The organism is Streptococcus mitis, assembly GCF_965111735.1.
Classification (GTDB): Bacteria; Bacillota; Bacilli; order Lactobacillales; family Streptococcaceae; genus Streptococcus; species Streptococcus mitis_DR.
In genome coordinates this window covers 1,644,932-1,661,291 of record NZ_OZ217346.1, presented here as the reverse complement: position 1 = coordinate 1,661,291, position 16,360 = coordinate 1,644,932, and the positions used below count along the sequence as shown (strand labels likewise).

The window sequence follows — 16,360 nt, the reverse complement described above, 5'->3', positions numbered from 1 at the left end:
AACTAGGATGAAAGAGATTATTGAAAAACTAGCAAAATTTGAAAATTTATCAGGTGTGGAAATGACGGATGTCGTCGAGCGTATCGTAACTGGCCGTGTAACGGAGGCGCAGATTGCTTCTCTTCTCTTGGCTCTTAAGATGAAGGGGGAAACACCTGAAGAACGCACAGCCATTGCCCAAGTCATGAGAGGGCATGCCCAACATATTCCAACTGAGATTCATGATGCCATGGACAACTGTGGTACAGGTGGAGATAAGTCTTTCAGCTTTAACATCTCGACAACTGCAGCCTTTGTCTTGGCTGGTGGTGGTGTTCATATGGCCAAACACGGTAACCGCTCGATTTCTTCTAAATCTGGTTCTGCAGATGTCCTCGAAGCCTTGGGTATCAACCTAGACCTCAAACCAGCTGAACTAGGTAAGGTCTTTGATAAGACTGGCATCGTCTTTCTCTTTGCTAAAAACATGCATCCAGCTATGAAATACATCATGCCAGCTCGTTTGGAATTGGGAATTCCAACGATTATGAACTTGACTGGTCCCCTGATTCACCCAATGGCTTTGGAAACACAGCTTCTTGGAATTAGTCGTCCAGAACTTTTAGAAAGTACAGCTCAGGTTTTGAAAAATATGGGTCGTAAGCGTGCCATTGTGGTTGCTGGACCAGAAGGTCTTGATGAAGCTGGCTTGAACGGAACAACCAAGATTGCTCTTCTTGAAAATGGCGAAATCACCTTGTCAAGCTTTACTCCAGAGGATTTGGGGATGGAGCGCTACGCTATCGAAGATATTCGTGGAGGCAATGCTCAGGAAAATGCAGAAATTTTGCTCAGCGTTCTTAAAAACGAACCAAGTCCATTCTTGGAAACGACAGTTTTAAATGCTGGTCTTGGTTTCTATGCTAATGGTAAGGTAGATAATATCAAGGATGGAGTTGCCTTGGCCCGTCAAGTAATTGCTGGTGGCAAGGCCCTTGAAAAACTCAGACTGTTACAGGAGTACCAAAAATGAGTCAGGAATTTTTAGCACGAATCTTGGAGCAGAAGGCGCGTGAGGTTGAGCAGATGGAGCTGGAGGAAATCCAGCCCCTGCACCAGACCTATCGCTTGGCTGACTATCTAAAACAACATCAAGACCGTTTGCAGGTAATCGCTGAGGTCAAGAAAGCTAGCCCTAGTTTGGGAGATATCAATCTCGATGTGGATATTGTGCAACAGGCCCAGACTTATGAAGCGAACGGAGCAGTGATGATTTCAGTTCTGACAGATGAAGTTTTCTTTAAAGGACATTTGGATTATCTGCGAGAGATTTCCAGTCAGGTAAACATTCCGACCCTCAACAAGGATTTTATCATTGATGAAAAGCAAATTATCCGCGCTCGCAATGCAGGTGCGACAGTCATCTTGCTCATTGTGGCAGCCTTGTCCGAAGAACTCCTCAAGGAACTTTATGACTATGCGACAGAGCTTGGTCTGGAAGTCTTGGTGGAAACTCACAATCTAGCTGAACTAGAAGTGGCTCACAGACTTGGTGCCCAGATTATCGGAGTCAATAACCGCAATTTGACTACCTTTGAAGTTGACTTGCAGACCAGTGTAGATTTGGCTAAACATTTCAAAAATGATTGCTTGTACATTTCTGAATCTGCTATTTTCACAGGGCAGGATGCGGAACGAGTAGCACCATACTTTAATGGAATTTTAGTTGGGACAGCTCTTATGCAGGCAGAAGATGTAGCCCAGAGAATCAAGGAGTTGCAGATTGACAAAGGTTAAGATTTGTGGACTATTTACCAAAGAAGCGGTAGAAACAGCCGTTTCAGCAGGGGCAGACTATATCGGTTTTGTCTTCGCACCCAGTAAAAGACAGGTGAGCTTGGAACAGGCTGTTGAGCTGGCAAAGCTTATTCCTGCAGATGTCAAAAAGGTTGGTGTATTTGTTTCACCAAGTCGGGCAGAACTGCTAGAAGTCATTGACAAAGTTGGCTTGGACTTGGTTCAAGTTCACGGTCAGGTGGCAGATGATTTGTTTGAGGATTTGCCTTGTGCCAGCATTCAGGCGGTACAGGTGAATGGAGAGGGTCATGTGCCCAATTCTCAGGCAGACTATCTACTCTTTGATGCCCCTGTGGCAGGAAGTGGCCAGACCTTTGACTGGGGCCGACTGGATACGATTGGACTAACTCAGCCCTTCTTTATCGCAGGTGGGCTTAATGAAGACAATGTAGTAAAAGCAATTCAACACTTTACTCCCTATGCAGTTGATGTATCAAGCGGAGTGGAGACAGATGGACAAAAAGATCAGGAAAAGATTAGAAGATTTATAGAGAGGGCAAAGAATGGTATATCAAGAACCAAATAAAGATGGATTTTACGGAAAATTCGGCGGACGTTTTGTCCCAGAAACATTGATGACAGCAGTTTTGGAGTTGGAGAAGGCTTATCGTGAAAGTCAGGCAGACCCAAGTTTCCAAGAGGAATTAAACCAGCTCTTACGCCAGTATGTGGGGCGTGAAACTCCTCTTTACTACGCAAAAAACTTGACTCAGCATATCGGCGGAGCCAAGATTTATCTCAAACGGGAAGACCTTAACCATACAGGGGCCCACAAGATTAACAATGCCTTGGGACAAGTTCTTCTGGCTAAACGCATGGGTAAAAAGAAAATTATCGCTGAAACAGGTGCTGGTCAGCACGGTGTGGCAACTGCAACTGCTGCAGCCCTCTTTAACATGGAATGTACCATCTATATGGGTGAGGAAGATGTTAAACGCCAAGCCCTCAATGTCTTCCGCATGGAGCTTTTGGGAGCCAAGGTTGAGGCAGTGACAGATGGTTCGCGCGTGCTCAAGGATGCAGTCAATGCAGCCCTTCGTTCATGGGTAGCTAATATTGATGATACCCACTATATCCTTGGTTCTGCCTTGGGGCCTCATCCTTTCCCAGAAATCGTTCGTGACTTCCAAAGCGTTATTGGTCGAGAAGCTAAACAACAGTACCGTGACTTGACAGGACAAGATCTGCCAGATGCTTTAGTAGCCTGTGTTGGTGGTGGTTCTAATGCTATCGGGCTCTTCCATCCATTTGTAGAAGATGAGTCAGTAGCCATGTATGGGGCTGAAGCAGCTGGACTTGGTGTGGATACGGAGCACCATGCAGCTACCTTGACCAAGGGTCGTCCTGGTGTTCTTCACGGTTCTCTCATGGATGTGCTCCAAGATGCCCATGGTCAAATTCTTGAAGCCTTCTCTATTTCAGCAGGCTTGGACTATCCTGGTATCGGTCCAGAACATTCTCACTACCACGATATTAAACGTGCCAGCTATGTTCCTGTGACTGACGAAGAAGCCTTGGAAGGATTCCAACTCTTGTCTCGTGTGGAAGGAATTATCCCAGCCTTAGAATCTAGTCATGCTATCGCCTTTGCGGTGAAATTGGCCAAAGAACTTGGACCAGACAAATCCATGATTGTCTGTCTATCAGGTCGTGGGGACAAGGATGTGGTTCAAGTCAAAGACCGCTTGGAAGCAGATGCAGCAAAGAAGGGAGAAGCTCATGCCTAAGACACTAACAGAAAAATTGAATGCTATAAAAGCAACTGGAAAAGGAATTTTCGTTCCCTATATCATGGCTGGTGACCACGAAAAAGGTTTGGACGGTCTTGCTGAAACAATTCACTTTTTAGAAGATTTGGGTGTCTCTGCCATTGAAGTGGGCATTCCCTTTTCAGACCCTGTTGCAGATGGACCTGTTATCGAAGAAGCTGGCTTGCGCAGTTTAGCCCATGGGACCTCTACCCAGGCTTTGGTTGAAACCTTGAAAACCATTGAAACAGAGGTTCCGCTGGTCATCATGACCTACTTCAACCCCCTCTTTCAGTACGGTGTTGAGAACTTTGTCAAAGATTTGGCAGATACAGCGGTTAAGGGCTTGATTATTCCAGACCTTCCTCATGAGCATGCCAACTTTGTAGAACCATTTTTGGCAGACACAGACATTGCTTTGATTCCTTTAGTAAGCTTGACCACAGGGATTGAGCGCCAGAAAGAGTTGATTGATGGGGCAGAAGGATTCGTCTATGCCGTTGCTATCAATGGGGTGACAGGGAAATCAGGCAATTACCGTGCAGACTTGGATAAGCACTTGGCACAACTGCATCAAGTAGCCGATATCCCAGTCTTGACAGGTTTTGGTGTATCTAGTCAAGCCGATGTTGAACGTTTCAATGCGGTATCAGATGGTGTTATCGTTGGTTCGAAAATTGTAAAAGCTCTCCACCAAGGAGAGCCGATTCAGGACTTTATCAAACAAGCAGTAGCTTACCAAAAATAATCACGCAAGCAGCGAGTAAGAGGAAAGGCACAAAAGGAAGCCTTTCCTTTTTCTTTTGCAGGAGAAAGGCTAGAATTCCTGTCGCAGAAGCAAACTGAATCAAGATAAGTAATTCGGTTACGCTAAAGACGAGAGCACAAGAAGCTAAAAAGAGAAAATCCCCTGCGCCCATGCGGATATCGATAAAATGAGCTAACATTCCAAGGACAAGGAAGAAGACCATGACCAGATTCCAGCCAGTGGAAGCCATGAGGATTAGGTGGAAAGTCATCCAGACCAGTAAGGGATATTCCTGATGGTGAAAGTCGTAGATACCTAAGGTCAAGCCACCAGTGATTAGGATGACTTGACTCAAGGAAAGTAATCCCCAAGACCAAGATAGAAAGAGGAGTCCTAAGCCTAGTTCAAAAAGGACATACCAGACTGGATAAGGAGCCTTGCAGTAGCGACAGCGAAAGCGATGAAAGACCTGCGAGAGAATCGGAATCAAATCTAAGGGGCGCAAGCGAGTCTGACAGGAATCGCAGTGACTTGCTGGACTGATAATGGATTGCTCTGGAAAGCGGTCAATGACCAAACCAAGAAAGGAAGCGAGAATGCTCCCGACAAGAAAAAAATAAAAATCAATCATACTTATCTATTCGTAAAAAATGGGAGAAGTAGTATAATGGAGAAACATAGATAAGATGGGGAGGTCAAGATGACAATTCGTTTTGAAGAAAAGGTGAGTATAGAAAACGCTCAGCTCGTATGCCAATGGTCCAACTCCCTTGGCAAATCCTTTCAAGAACAATGGATGGGAACAATGATTCCTTTTCCCTTGACAATTCAAGTCTTGCAAGATTTGGAAGGAATCTTTTCAATCTTTGAAGGACAAGAGTTTGTGGGGCTTATCCAGAAAATCAGGCTAGAAGACAGGAATCTTCATATCGGGAGATTTTTTATCAACCCCCAGAAACAGGGACAAGGCTTAGGTGGGCAGGCTTTAAGGAAATTTGTTAGTTTGGCCTTTGAAAATGAAGACATAGATACTATTTCACTAAATGTCTACGAGGCAAATCAAGCAGCCAAGCACCTTTATCAAAAAGAAGGATTTGAAATTGTTCAAACCATTGAAGCACCTGTACGAAAATACGTTATGAAAAAGTTTAGATAGAAAGCAAAAAAGCCTTGATTCCAAGGCTTTTTTATGTTATAAACTCATTAAAACAACTCCCAGTAAGGTGTGGAATGTTTTTTAGTCTGTGTCATATAAAAATAAATAGAATGAATAGCTATAGCTAGAGCTAAAATGGTTGTTATACTCACTACTATTATAGGATTAGAAGCAAAGATTAAAGAGAGAATCAAGGTAGCCAGATAGAGTGTCGCTTGGACACAGTAGTAACTTTTCGAATAGCGAAGATAGTGTTTGTTATAGGGCCCATTTACTAGGACAGCAGCTTGAAAGAGGCCAAATCCGATATAAGAGAAGCTGGTTGCAAAGAGACGATTAGCTTCAGGATTCTGAAGAAAACTCATCGAAACGGTCATCATAAGAAGTCCAATGAAAATAGGATAGTGACTGTAAATTAGAAATAGTCCCTTTTGATTAGATTTTTCATCAATAGCATGGTCGAATTGACCAAAATAAAACAAGAACAGAGAAATCATAATAATGAAATAAAGAACCGAATAAATCGAGAAATTCTCGATTGTAAAGAAGTTAGCTAGCTCCGTAATCATCTCTCCAAACATAATAATGACAAGAAGGGAGATACGCTCGATTAAATGGGGGAGATTTACCTGGTAATGCTTATCTTTATTAAGCAAGATACTTGGCATAATAAATGTTAGCAGAATACTAGCAAATAAGATATAGACTCCAATGTAAATAGGAAGAAGAGCTGCTAGATAGAATCCTAAACTTCCTAGACCTGTTATCCATAGAAAACCTTTGATACTTTCCCGATTAGCATCATCGGTTGATTTTCTAAAAAATTCAACCAAATATTGAAAAAATAAGGTAAGGGTTAATGTACCAATAGCCCAACAGAGATAATGAAAATATTGTTGCCAATCAGGTCCAATCATATTGGCTATAAAGAGTAAAATTCCCATTTTGATAAACATGATTACTATGTTAAATAAAGAGTTCTTTCCATAGCGATTGGTATAATCGGTTTGAATCATCCAGGAATCGATGAGAAACAAAGTAGCAATGAAAAAATCAAGGAAAGAATTCCAAGTCAAAATACCGTTATGAAGATGGTCAATTAAAGTAGTTACTTTTGAAATTGCAAAAACAAAAACTAGGTCATAAAAAAGTTCTGAAAATTCTACACGTTTATGTTTAATAAGAGTTGTCATCTTAAGACCTTTCTATTTTAGAAGTACAATTTATTATAACAGAAAATGGTAATAAAAAAAGGGAGATGCTTAAATAACTTCATGTGACGCGAATGAACTGCGCCACAAAAGTTAGGTTTTTTCTGTCTAACTTTTGGGGTGCAGTTCAGAAGGGGTGTTTTTTCTATCGTTTTTTAGTGCTAAGACTACACAAAAAAGCCTTGATTCCAAGGCTTTTCCTGTTGTATGTAGATGCCCCCATGGATTTGGGAGACTATATCATCTTGAAAGTAATTAAAAAGTTGAAATATAAGTGATTTTAGGTATTTTCAATGTCATGATTTAAAAATGGGACAAAAGTGGGGCAAAAACCATACAGATTCTAAACTGTATGGTTCTTTTTTTATCTAACCAAGAAAGGTTAAAACTTATTAAAACAAATGCAATCAACTGTTGAAAACTTTTTAGTCCGTGTAATATAAAAACAAGTAAAAAGTTGAACTATAGGGAATATTGTGTCATAATAGGTAATAGATGAATAATTAATAGATTGGAAATAATGCTTTCTTACCTTAACAAGTTGAATTGGTTATACATTTTTTCGTCGCAATTGTGTCTATCTCTCGAGTTTAGCTAGTTTTTATAAGCTCTGGTTTCTAATCAATATAACAAATTTTAGAAGTGCATAAGACAAGATGGTGACATTACTACAGTCATTTCTAGTCACCATATGTTGCTGGCACAGGCTGTTTGTAGTGTTGGCTATTTACTAGTCAGTTTAATCGGAGTGTTTAATTTTTATTGTTGAAAGGTTTTTATATGGCGAAAATTCTATCTTTAGGTCTGACAGGTAAGAAATTACTTGCTCAGGGGTTCTTGTTTGTTCTGCTAGGTCTCATCTTGATGGTCACGGGGACTTGGTTGCCAGTAAAGGTTATTCGACTGGTTCTGTTTTTAGCTTGGATAGCAACGGTCTTAGATTTAGTATTACGTATTTTCAAAAAAAGTCAGTCAACGGACACCTTGGGAGTTGCACTGGTTAAATTGTTAGTGCTGGGATATTTGCTTGGCTCCAATCTTGCGACGGATGTGCCGATTTATATTTTGGCTCTTGTGATTGGAGTTTATCAGATTTTTCATGCTAGTATTAACCTTGTCACCTATGTTCTCTACCGCAAAAACAAAATTCGACCTCGTTTTCGTCTCTTACTAGATGGACTCGTACTAGTTTTTCTTGGTGGGACTAGTCTTTTGTCCTCTACAGGAAATTCTGTCTTTCAACTCTTTGTATTAGGGGCTTATTTTTTCCTTTATGGTGTGTCCAATATCCGTGACGGTTTCTTGTTTGAGGAGGAAATTGGGAAAAACCATCTCAAACGTCGTGTAAGAATGAGCTTACCTATTGTTCTAGCCGCTCTCATCCCTGCAAGAACTTTAGCAAAAATTAACAAATTTATGCTGGAAAATGCTGATGAGGAAGAAGATATCCATCTTGGAATGGTGAAGTCTGGTAAGACAGCGGAGCTTGAAATTTTTGTTCATACAGCTGAGACCTCTCTGTTTTCGGCAATTGGTCATGTGGATATCTGCTATCAAGGCCGTGTTATTTCTTATGGCAACTATGATCCGTCTTCTGAGACCTTATTTGGTATGGTTGGAGATGGTGTTTTATATTTTTGCGACCGTGATAAGTACATTGACTTATGTAAACGTGAGAGTCAAAAAACGCTTTTTGGTTATGGGATAGATTTGACGCCTGAAATGGAAAAAGCAGTTCAGAAAAAGTTGGCTGAATTGAAACAACTGACGATTCCATGGGAGCCAAGTGCAGATAAAATCATGACAGGTGATGGTAAGGAAGACTACACCTACGCTTATAAAATCAGACATGAGACAGATGGGGAACTTTATAAATTTATCAAATCTAAGTTTAAATCCTACTTTGTCTTATCTACAAACTGTGTGCTCTTGGCTGATACCATAGTCGGTCAGGCTGGCACCGATATCCTCTCACCCAAAGGATTTATCGCTCCAGGAACTTACCAAGCCTACCTTAATCGAGAGTTTGAAAAACCAAATAGTATAGTCGTATCTAAACATGTTTATTAAGGAGAATTTATGAACTTAGTAAAAAAATACACCCCGTTAATACTTTTTATAGGGCTGGTTGCTCTTGTAATTCTGAATGCATCGAGCTTTATATCAGGAGCAATCTCTTTCTTTGACGTGACTTCAACCTTGATTTATGGTGCTGTTATTGCTTTTGTGCTTAATGTTCCTATGAAAAAAATTGAACAGTACTTAGTTAAATTGAAGGTAAAGGCAGAGTTGCGTCGTCCGATTGCCATGGTACTTGTTTTCCTAGCTCTTATCTTAATCGTGATTGCTCTTTTGGTTTTGGTGCTGCCAACCCTAGCCCAGACTATTAGTCAGCTGGGAACAGTCCTTTCAACAGTCCTTACTCAACTTGGGAAATTGCTAGGCAGCTCGGAATTTGTAACCAAAGACATGTTGTCAACTATCGTATCAGGCATACAGGGACAGTCTAGCTCTATTAGCCAAGCTTTGATAGGTTTTTTATCAGGTCTGACTAGTAATATCGGCAATATTTTTTCAAGTTTGATGAATGCCTTTTTGATTATAGTCTTCACCTTTTTATTTTTATCCAGTAAGGAACATTTGGCAGCGATGACGAGTCGACTTCTAAAAGTTTTTCTTCCAGAGAAGGTGGTGATAAAGTTGACTTACATTGGACAAGTAGCACTAGAGACTTATGACCAATTTTTGATGAGTCAGCTGATTGAAGCAGTTATCATAGGAGTTATGATAGCGGTTGGTTACAGCGTGTTTGGGATACCCTATGGAGTAATGACAGGTATCTTTGCAGGAGTGCTATCGTTCATTCCTTATGTAGGGCCTATGATTGCTTGTGTTGTGGGAGCGATTTTTATCTTCACAGTGAGTCCTACTCAAGCCTTACTTTCTCTTCTTCTATATCAAGTTATACAGCTGATTGAAGGAAACCTTATTTATCCTAGAGTTGTAGGTCAGTCTATTGGTTTGCCAGCTATTTTCACGCTTGCGGCTGCTAGTATTGGAGGCAATCTCTTTGGCTTACTTGGGATGATATTCTTTACACCGATATTTGCTGTTATCTATCGATTGGTTAAGGAATTTGTCGTTGCAAAGGAAAATCAGGTAGATTAAGCAAAACTAAATTTAATAAGATATACTGAGAAGAGAGTGAGAGATTCTCTTCTCTTTTATTTTTAAATACTTTTCTACAAAAAGCTATTAGACGTTAAAAAAAGCCTTGGTTTCAAGGCTTATTTCTGTTGATTTAGATGTGCCCCCTGCAGGGCTCGAACCTGCGCCCCATAGCTTAAGAGTCTACTGCTCTACCAACTGAGCTAAGGAGGCAACAGAAAAAGCTGAGAATGTAACTTCCCAGCTATTTTAATATGCCCAAAATGGCAGCTAGATTATTTACGAAAGGCATCAAGGATATAGGTGAAACCAACAATTAAAAATGCAAAGGCAACGACATAAACGACAAAGACACTTGTAGCTACTGGATTGAACAAAATCACTAGACCTAGTAAAAATGCAAGCAACGCTATCCACATGATATGGTTGCCAATAATAGGGAAAATCAATCCCAGACGATTGCCTTTAAAGAAAGCTATAATGGCTTCTACAATTAACCAAATTCCTAAAATAGTTGGAATGACAACTGGCAGCGTCACAAAGCCATAGGCAACGAGGTAAAGAGCTAAGAGAAGATTAACAATCCCTTGGAAAAGATGAGCTGGTGAGCGAAGCTCTTTTGGTACAGAGAAATAGCCTAAAATAGCTGCTATAGAAGAAACCAGTAAACCAAATGCAATCCACCAGCTGTAAACAACAAGATTAGCTACTGGGTGTGTAAATAGGAAAAGTCCTAAAAGGACAAAAACAACTCCTGCAAGGAATAGCAGTAAACGATTAGAAAATTTCATTTCAATACCCCCTATATAGTATAGTATAGTTTGATAATAAAAATATTATACACCTTTTTAGAGGAAATATCAATAAACTAAATGGAAAATTTGGAAGTTTCAGTCTGATTCATGAAAAGAAAATCAGTTTTTATTATTTTGAAAATAAAAAGAGAAGATAAAATTTGTCTTCTCTACATGAAAATATTGTATGGCATCAAAGCAAAAGTAACTGGCTTTACACTATTTGTAAAGATGTAATTTGATTCAAAAAGAAAAGATAGATTTAAAATGTGGGACAAATGATGGGGTAAATCAGTTATAGACAAGCAAAAAAAGCCTTGATTTACAAGGCTTTTTCCTGTTGTATTTAGATGCCCCCTACAGGGATCGAACCTGTGACCCACGGATTAAGAGTCCGCTGCTCTGCCAGCTGAGCTAAGGAGGCAAAGAAAAAAGCTGTATTGGTGCCGAAACTTCACGGTTTGTATTGAACCCGCGCAATTAAGCAGGTGGGCAACTCGCTCTAACTGAAGCTGTTTCCGTGTGAGACGGCCTACATGCTGTTAGAAGACTTTTGTTTCCCTAATAATACAAAAAATAGTCGGTCAACACTTAAGTGTGAAGTCGTACACCACAGCGTTTCTATGTTTATATGATACCACTTTTTCAAAAAAAATCAAGAGGAAAGTGCAATTTTTTGAAAAGGATTTCAGATTTTTCGCAAACGGTCGATAGCTTCCTTTCTTTGAGCCAAAGCCCGTTCATATTTACCAGTATCTTCTGCTTGGAAATAGTGATGATTGCGAATTTTTTCTGGCAGATAGTCTTGCTTGACCCAATTTCCAGGATAGTTGTGTGGATAGAGATAGTCTTGGGCATTTCCTAGTTCCTTGCTTCCACTGTAGTGCCCATCACGCAAGTGTCGCGGAATAGGCAAGTGCCCTGATGTTTTGAGGTCAGCAAGTGCCTTATCCATAGCCACATAAGCTGAGTTGGATTTCGGAGAAAGGGCCAAATCAATCACGACATTGGCAATGAGAATGCGGGCTTCTGGGAACCCAATCTTCTGGGCAGCATCCAGAGCAGTCACGGTGTGAATCTGGGCCTCAGGATTGGCTAAGCCGATATCTTCATAAGCGATAACAGTCAAACGACGAGCGAGACTTGGCAAATCACCAGCCTCAATCAAGCGGGCAGCATAGTGAAGACTGGCATCAACATCTGAGCCACGGATAGACTTTTGCAGGGCTGAGAGAACATCATAGTGACCATCTCCATCCTTATCCATAGTGATGTAGCTCCGCTGCAGGCTATTTTCCATGATGTCTAGGGTGATATGGCGAATGCCCTTGTCATTCTCAGGGGTAGAAAGAACTGCCAAATCCAGTGAGTTGAAGGCAGAGCGCAGGTCTCCGTTTGTAGAGGTAGCAATGAAATCCAGCGCATCCTCATCTAGTTCTACTGGAAAATCAAAACCACGCTCAGGGTTACTTAGAGCTATCTGCAGAGCCTCTTTGACGTCTTGGTTAGACAGAGGTTCCAACTCAAAAATTTGAACACGACTGCGAATGGCAGGAGTGACAGAAAAGAAAGGATTTTCAGTCGTAGCCCCAATCATGATGACCAGACCACTTTCCAAGAGTGGTAAGAGAAAGTCTTGTTTGGTCTTATCAAGACGATGAATCTCGTCTAGCAGTAGCACCAAGCCACCAGAAAATTTAGCCTCTTCGGCGATTTCTTGCAGTCGCTTTTTACTATCAACTGTCGCATTGAAGGTACGAAAGGCATACTTGGTCGTCCCTGCGATGGCAGAGGCAATACTGGTCTTGCCGATTCCCGGAGGGCCATAGAGAATCATGGAGGACAGACGGTTGGCTTCCACCATGCGGCGGATAATTTTTCCAGTCCCGACCAGATGCTCCTGACCGATGACCTGATCGATGGTTCTAGGGCGCATGCGAAGTGCGAGATTGTCTGGCATAGCAGTCCTTTCTAACGTGGATTTTCTGATACATATGTGGTAAGATGGTAGTATCTATTTTAGCATATTTCCGAGCAATCGGGGCGATTAAAGAGTCGCATAGAAAGAGGACAAAATGGCAACATATGGATTTTTAGATGTTTTAGAGGAAGAGTTGGAGAAGAATTTTCCCTTTGACTTTGAGATTAGTTGGGACAAGCGTAATCACGCAGTTGAAGTGAGTTTTCTATTGGAAGCGCAAAACGCTGCAGGTGTGGAGATGGTGGACGAGGACGGAGAGGTTTCGTCAGATGATATCCTCTTTGAAGAAGCAGTGCTTTTTTACAATCCTGCCAAGTCAACAGTCAATGAAGAAGATTATCTGACTGTCATCCCTTACCTGCCTAAAAAAGGTTTTTCTCGTGAGTTTTTAGCTTATTTTGCTCTTTTCCTTAAAGATACTGCTGAGGTTGGGCTAGATGCACTTATGGACTTTTTGGAAGACTCAGAAGCAGAAGAATTTGTCATGGAATGGAACCAAGAAGTCTTTGAAGAAGGAAAAGTTGGATTGGAAGAGGGAGAATTTTATCCTTATCCGAGATACTAGAAAGAAGATGAACTTTATTTGAGTAAATGTAAAGGGAGGTAAATCTTGACAGCGGGAAAAAAATATATTGGTGCTTATAGCCGTGATGCTAGAGACTATTTTTCATTATTGCCTACAGAAAAAGAAATAGTAGAGCAGTTGCAGGATATGTATATAGAAGAGAAAGGGATTTTTGTCTTATGTGGTAACAGAGGATCAGGAAAATCAAGTCTGAAAAATATTTCTTTGGAATTTGTTAAAAATCATAGAGGTTCTAAAGATAACAAAGAAATTCTTGTAGTAAATGTTTCTTATTTTAGTGGCAATAAAGATTTTCATAGAGAAATTTTGATGCAAATCCCTAACGCTATTACTAGAAGAATGAGCGATATTGAACATGATATTAATGATTATGTTTATAATGATGGCAGGTATTATCAGACTCTAGAGTATAATTCTAAGGAAAAAGTAAAAAAATATGATTGGTTAGAACAGAATCAAAGAAGCAAAAATTTTTCAATAATACGTAAAAGGTTGAAAAAAATTGAAGAAAAATTTGAGATTGATTCAAATATTTATAATTTATGCAACGAGTTATCAAATCAAACTAGTAATTTATTTGAACAGTTTAAGCTTTTAAATAAACAGAACGAACTCCAAAACAGTAAGTTTCCTCTGTTTCAAAAAAATAGAGTAGATATTTCAAATTTTCGAAAAAACATTGACGAACTGTATCAAAAGGTTGAGTATTTTGAAAAAAAAGCGAGCGAGCTGATAAAATTAGAGGAGTTCTTGCTTATTTCTCAACAACAGCTACAGTATTTTGATGTAGAAATAACAGATACAAAAAGATATTTAGAATCAACTACTTCAGATATATCAGCCGAGTCATCTATTGATTTAAGTGCTGATATAGGAATAATAAAATCGGGATTACAATTAAGAGGGAAAATTTCTTCAAGTAATAATGAAGAGTTGTCTCGGGAGTTAAAAAGTATTGTTACTGAGGAGTTAAAAGAGCGTCAGCTACTACGACTTTTAAAAAACATGTCTGAATACTTTAATATTACTTTTTCTATAGATGAATTAGATAAATGTAACACATCTACGATTATTGATATGATTGATAAAAATAAAAGGTTATTCTTTGATTGTAATGTTTCGACATTGCTAATTACAGATATATCTACTGCAATATCTTTATTGGAAAAATCAGATTATATTTCTGAACCTAATATCATTGTTGTCCCTGACTTAGGCATTTTGGATTATATTCACAGGGTCAATAATAAAGGACTGCCTCTAAATTATGATTTTATTACTATTCTAGATTCCTATTTTGTGAATAAAATGAATAATAGGGAGTTAAATTATGGTAGAAAAAATGAGAAAGGAATTTATTTTTTCAAGGGATTTGAACTTTATAAGTTTATGAATTCAACTCTTTATAGAGATACAAATCAACTTTATAAACCGATGATATTGAAATTTTATTGGGAATTAATTGATTTACTGGATTTTGTCGGGGAGTTATCTAAAGAAGAATATGAACAGTTTGAGAATAATTTTTTTTTAAATAATGATTTGCATTCTTTAAAAGTTAAGTTTATTCTGCGAAAAATAATAGATCAATTAACGACACAATCTTTTAATTACTCTTTTATTCTCGAAGATGAGCGAAGCTGGTATAGACATACTAAAGCATTGGCTGAGTTTAAATTTAAACAACATGATATTAGCAAATTTTTGCGACAACTAGCTTCAAAACCAACGATACTTTCCGATGAGACATTTTTTTTAAAAATTAATTATATAGATTCTCAAACTCAGGTATTTTACGATTTTAGTATAGAATTTTCAGATTATTTAAAAGAATTGGGAATTGATGATGGAAAGTTTAAAAATATCTTGTTGCAACTATCTGAACCAGGAAAAAAAGGTATGTATGATGGAAGAACATATCGTTTTGCAGAGGAATTTTATGATCCTTCTCAAGGAGTTGATGATGCACGAGCCATTGTAGAGAGAGAAAATACAGTTGGTATCATTTTATTTTATCCACACGATTATTCGGAGAATGCTGACCCAAATCACCAGCCGCTACGAAATGGTATTATTGTAACTGTAAATGGCTTTGATGAGTTTATACTATATCCATACTTAGGTTATATTGGTCTACATTCTCACAAACCATCTTATCTCACTGAATTTAAAAAAGAATTGAGTGATCAAAATATCCTAGTTTACGAAGTAGAAGATGAAAATTTATGGAAAGGATGTTTCGAAAAAGATAATAAAGACCTCAAAGATAAAATTTTTGAGGTCTGTAAAAAAGAAATAAAAAGATGGCTTAGTGATATGAAATATAGAAGAAGCTGATAGGAATTTGGGCTGAACTATTGATTTATAAGATTATGAAGTTTAGGAGATGTTGTCTCTTCTTGGGAATATATAGGTTTCCAAATTCTAATGAAAGTTAGCCAAATGAAAATTCTAAAATAATTAGAATATTTATCTTTTTGAATAGGCAGTGACTGGCATCCGAATATTGCAGGATGAGAAAAGCTATTATCAAAACTGGTTAGCCGAGCTGGAGAAGGAATTAACCGAAGGAGTTTAACATGGAAATAGAGATTTCTGATTTCACAGGCTGTAAGATTGCTTTGTTTTGTGGGGATAAGCTCTTGACTATCTTACGCGATGATAAGGCAAACATTCCCTGGCCCAATATGTGGGAACTTCCCGGCGGTGGCCGTGAAGGTGATGAAACTCCTTTTGAGTGCGTGGAGCGTGAAGTTTTTGAGGAACTGGGAGTTCATCTGACTGAGGATTGTCTGCTTTGGAGTAAGGTTTATCCAAGCATGCTTTTTGCGGATAAACAATCTGTATTTCTAGTCGGTCAGTTGACACAGGACCAGTTTGACAGTATCGTATTTGGAGATGAAGGTCAGGCCTATCAGTTGAAGAATGTCGAGGAATTTCTTAGATCCAGTCAAGTTGTACCTCAGTTGCAAGAGAGATTAAAAGATTATTTAAAAGTAAGTGATTAGAAAGGATGGTTCAGTTAAATTTCTAAACTGAACCCGCCCTAAACACTGTACCAAAAAGATAAACTTCTCTTAGATACAAGCGTATTCAGAGAATTTTCTATTTTGGCTTTGTGTTTTACGGGCT

At 39.1% G+C, this 16,360-nt stretch carries 15 protein-coding genes and 2 tRNA genes; 11 read left to right on the top strand and 6 right to left on the bottom strand.

Features of this window, described 5'->3' with window-relative positions:
• Positions 1 to 7 precede the first annotated feature (7 nt).
• From trpD to trpA, 5 genes are read left to right on the top strand one after another with little or no spacing between them, the layout of a single operon-like run.
• Positions 8 to 1,012 (top strand): anthranilate phosphoribosyltransferase, encoded by a 1,005-nt coding sequence (trpD, locus tag ACLV7W_RS07925; RefSeq protein WP_411865760.1) that lies wholly within the window; start codon positions 8 to 10, stop codon positions 1,010 to 1,012.
• A complete protein-coding gene (gene trpC / locus ACLV7W_RS07920; RefSeq protein ID WP_411865759.1) occupies positions 1,009 to 1,776 on the top strand; it encodes an indole-3-glycerol phosphate synthase TrpC in 768 nt (255 codons plus the stop codon). Before trpD ends, trpC begins: the two co-directional genes overlap by 4 nt.
• A complete protein-coding gene (locus ACLV7W_RS07915; protein WP_411865758.1) occupies positions 1,763 to 2,362 on the top strand; it encodes a phosphoribosylanthranilate isomerase in 600 nt (199 codons plus the stop codon). The genes trpC and ACLV7W_RS07915 overlap by 14 nt, the downstream gene beginning before the upstream one ends.
• Positions 2,340 to 3,563, top strand: coding sequence for a tryptophan synthase subunit beta (gene trpB, locus ACLV7W_RS07910; protein ID WP_411865757.1), 1,224 nt, complete (start codon positions 2,340 to 2,342; stop codon positions 3,561 to 3,563). Before ACLV7W_RS07915 ends, trpB begins: the two co-directional genes overlap by 23 nt.
• Entirely contained in the window at positions 3,556 to 4,332 is a 777-nt protein-coding gene (gene trpA, locus ACLV7W_RS07905; protein WP_411865756.1) for a tryptophan synthase subunit alpha, read from the top strand. The genes trpB and trpA overlap by 8 nt, the downstream gene beginning before the upstream one ends.
• Here the strand turns inward: trpA and ACLV7W_RS07900 are convergent.
• Positions 4,304 to 4,963 carry a prepilin peptidase gene (locus tag ACLV7W_RS07900; RefSeq protein WP_411865755.1) on the bottom strand — a complete coding sequence of 220 codons (660 nt, stop codon included), beginning with the start codon at positions 4,961 to 4,963 and terminating at the stop codon, positions 4,304 to 4,306. The two genes, trpA and ACLV7W_RS07900, sit on opposite strands and share 29 nt — an antisense overlap.
• A gap of 69 nt (positions 4,964 to 5,032) precedes the next feature.
• Here ACLV7W_RS07900 and ACLV7W_RS07895 point away from each other — a divergent pair, with 69 nt between their 5' ends.
• Positions 5,033 to 5,488, top strand: a complete 456-nt coding sequence (locus ACLV7W_RS07895; protein ID WP_411865754.1) for a GNAT family N-acetyltransferase — start codon at positions 5,033 to 5,035, stop codon at positions 5,486 to 5,488.
• 47 nt (positions 5,489 to 5,535) lie between these two features.
• Here ACLV7W_RS07895 and ACLV7W_RS07890 read toward each other — a convergent pair whose 3' ends face one another.
• On the bottom strand, positions 5,536 to 6,681 hold the full coding sequence (locus tag ACLV7W_RS07890) for a low temperature requirement protein A (protein WP_411865753.1): 1,146 nt from the start codon (positions 6,679 to 6,681) through the stop codon (positions 5,536 to 5,538).
• A gap of 798 nt (positions 6,682 to 7,479) precedes the next feature.
• Here ACLV7W_RS07890 and ACLV7W_RS07885 point away from each other — a divergent pair.
• Positions 7,480 to 8,769 carry a DUF308 domain-containing protein gene (locus ACLV7W_RS07885; RefSeq protein WP_411865752.1) on the top strand — a complete coding sequence of 430 codons (1,290 nt, stop codon included), beginning with the start codon at positions 7,480 to 7,482 and terminating at the stop codon, positions 8,767 to 8,769.
• Between the two features lie 9 nt (positions 8,770 to 8,778).
• Positions 8,779 to 9,867, top strand: a complete 1,089-nt coding sequence (locus ACLV7W_RS07880) for an AI-2E family transporter (RefSeq protein WP_084881667.1) — start codon at positions 8,779 to 8,781, stop codon at positions 9,865 to 9,867.
• Positions 9,868 to 10,007: 140 nt separating this feature from the next.
• Here the strand turns inward: ACLV7W_RS07880 and ACLV7W_RS07875 are convergent.
• The 4 genes from ACLV7W_RS07875 to ACLV7W_RS07860 all read right to left on the bottom strand — a co-directional run bounded on the left by ACLV7W_RS07875 (position 10,008) and on the right by ACLV7W_RS07860 (position 12,621).
• A tRNA-Lys gene (locus tag ACLV7W_RS07875) sits at positions 10,008 to 10,080 on the bottom strand.
• 62 nt (positions 10,081 to 10,142) lie between these two features.
• Complete coding sequence (locus tag ACLV7W_RS07870; RefSeq protein ID WP_411865751.1) at positions 10,143 to 10,658, bottom strand: DUF308 domain-containing protein; 516 nt, start codon at positions 10,656 to 10,658, stop codon at positions 10,143 to 10,145.
• Positions 10,659 to 11,012: 354 nt separating this feature from the next.
• Positions 11,013 to 11,085, bottom strand: a tRNA-Lys gene (locus ACLV7W_RS07865).
• Positions 11,086 to 11,349: 264 nt separating this feature from the next.
• A complete protein-coding gene (locus ACLV7W_RS07860; protein ID WP_411865750.1) occupies positions 11,350 to 12,621 on the bottom strand; it encodes a replication-associated recombination protein A in 1,272 nt (423 codons plus the stop codon).
• A 115-nt stretch (positions 12,622 to 12,736) separates the two neighbouring features.
• Here ACLV7W_RS07860 and ACLV7W_RS07855 point away from each other — a divergent pair, with 115 nt between their 5' ends.
• From ACLV7W_RS07855 to ACLV7W_RS07845, 3 genes are all read left to right on the top strand, one after another.
• The gene (locus ACLV7W_RS07855) at positions 12,737 to 13,207 is read left to right on the top strand and encodes a DUF3013 family protein (protein ID WP_084861715.1); all 471 of its coding nucleotides are present in this window, start codon (positions 12,737 to 12,739) and stop codon (positions 13,205 to 13,207) included.
• 45 nt (positions 13,208 to 13,252) lie between these two features.
• Positions 13,253 to 15,565 (top strand): exonuclease SbcC, encoded by a 2,313-nt coding sequence (locus ACLV7W_RS07850; RefSeq protein WP_153221713.1) that lies wholly within the window; start codon positions 13,253 to 13,255, stop codon positions 15,563 to 15,565.
• Between the two features lie 242 nt (positions 15,566 to 15,807).
• Positions 15,808 to 16,236 (top strand): NUDIX hydrolase, encoded by a 429-nt coding sequence (locus tag ACLV7W_RS07845; protein WP_153209635.1) that lies wholly within the window; start codon positions 15,808 to 15,810, stop codon positions 16,234 to 16,236.
• The last annotated feature ends 124 nt before the right edge of the window (positions 16,237 to 16,360 follow it).

Bases quoted from the DNA above. Each gene is read 5' to 3' on its own strand.
- trpD (WP_411865760.1), top strand. From the start codon at position 8: ATGAAAGAGATTATTGAAAAACTAGCAAAATTTGAAAATTTATCAGGT.
- trpC (WP_411865759.1), top strand. From the start codon at position 1,009: ATGAGTCAGGAATTTTTAGCACGAATCTTGGAGCAGAAGGCGCGTGAG.
- trpB (WP_411865757.1), top strand. From the start codon at position 2,340: ATGGTATATCAAGAACCAAATAAAGATGGATTTTACGGAAAATTCGGC.
- trpA (WP_411865756.1), top strand. From the start codon at position 3,556: ATGCCTAAGACACTAACAGAAAAATTGAATGCTATAAAAGCAACTGGA.
- ACLV7W_RS07900 (WP_411865755.1), bottom strand. From the start codon at position 4,963: ATGATTGATTTTTATTTTTTTCTTGTCGGGAGCATTCTCGCTTCCTTT.
- ACLV7W_RS07895 (WP_411865754.1), top strand. From the start codon at position 5,033: ATGACAATTCGTTTTGAAGAAAAGGTGAGTATAGAAAACGCTCAGCTC.
- ACLV7W_RS07890 (WP_411865753.1), bottom strand. From the start codon at position 6,681: ATGACAACTCTTATTAAACATAAACGTGTAGAATTTTCAGAACTTTTT.
- ACLV7W_RS07885 (WP_411865752.1), top strand. From the start codon at position 7,480: ATGGCGAAAATTCTATCTTTAGGTCTGACAGGTAAGAAATTACTTGCT.
- ACLV7W_RS07880 (WP_084881667.1), top strand. From the start codon at position 8,779: ATGAACTTAGTAAAAAAATACACCCCGTTAATACTTTTTATAGGGCTG.
- ACLV7W_RS07870 (WP_411865751.1), bottom strand. From the start codon at position 10,658: ATGAAATTTTCTAATCGTTTACTGCTATTCCTTGCAGGAGTTGTTTTT.
- ACLV7W_RS07860 (WP_411865750.1), bottom strand. From the start codon at position 12,621: ATGCCAGACAATCTCGCACTTCGCATGCGCCCTAGAACCATCGATCAG.
- ACLV7W_RS07855 (WP_084861715.1), top strand. From the start codon at position 12,737: ATGGCAACATATGGATTTTTAGATGTTTTAGAGGAAGAGTTGGAGAAG.
- ACLV7W_RS07845 (WP_153209635.1), top strand. From the start codon at position 15,808: ATGGAAATAGAGATTTCTGATTTCACAGGCTGTAAGATTGCTTTGTTT.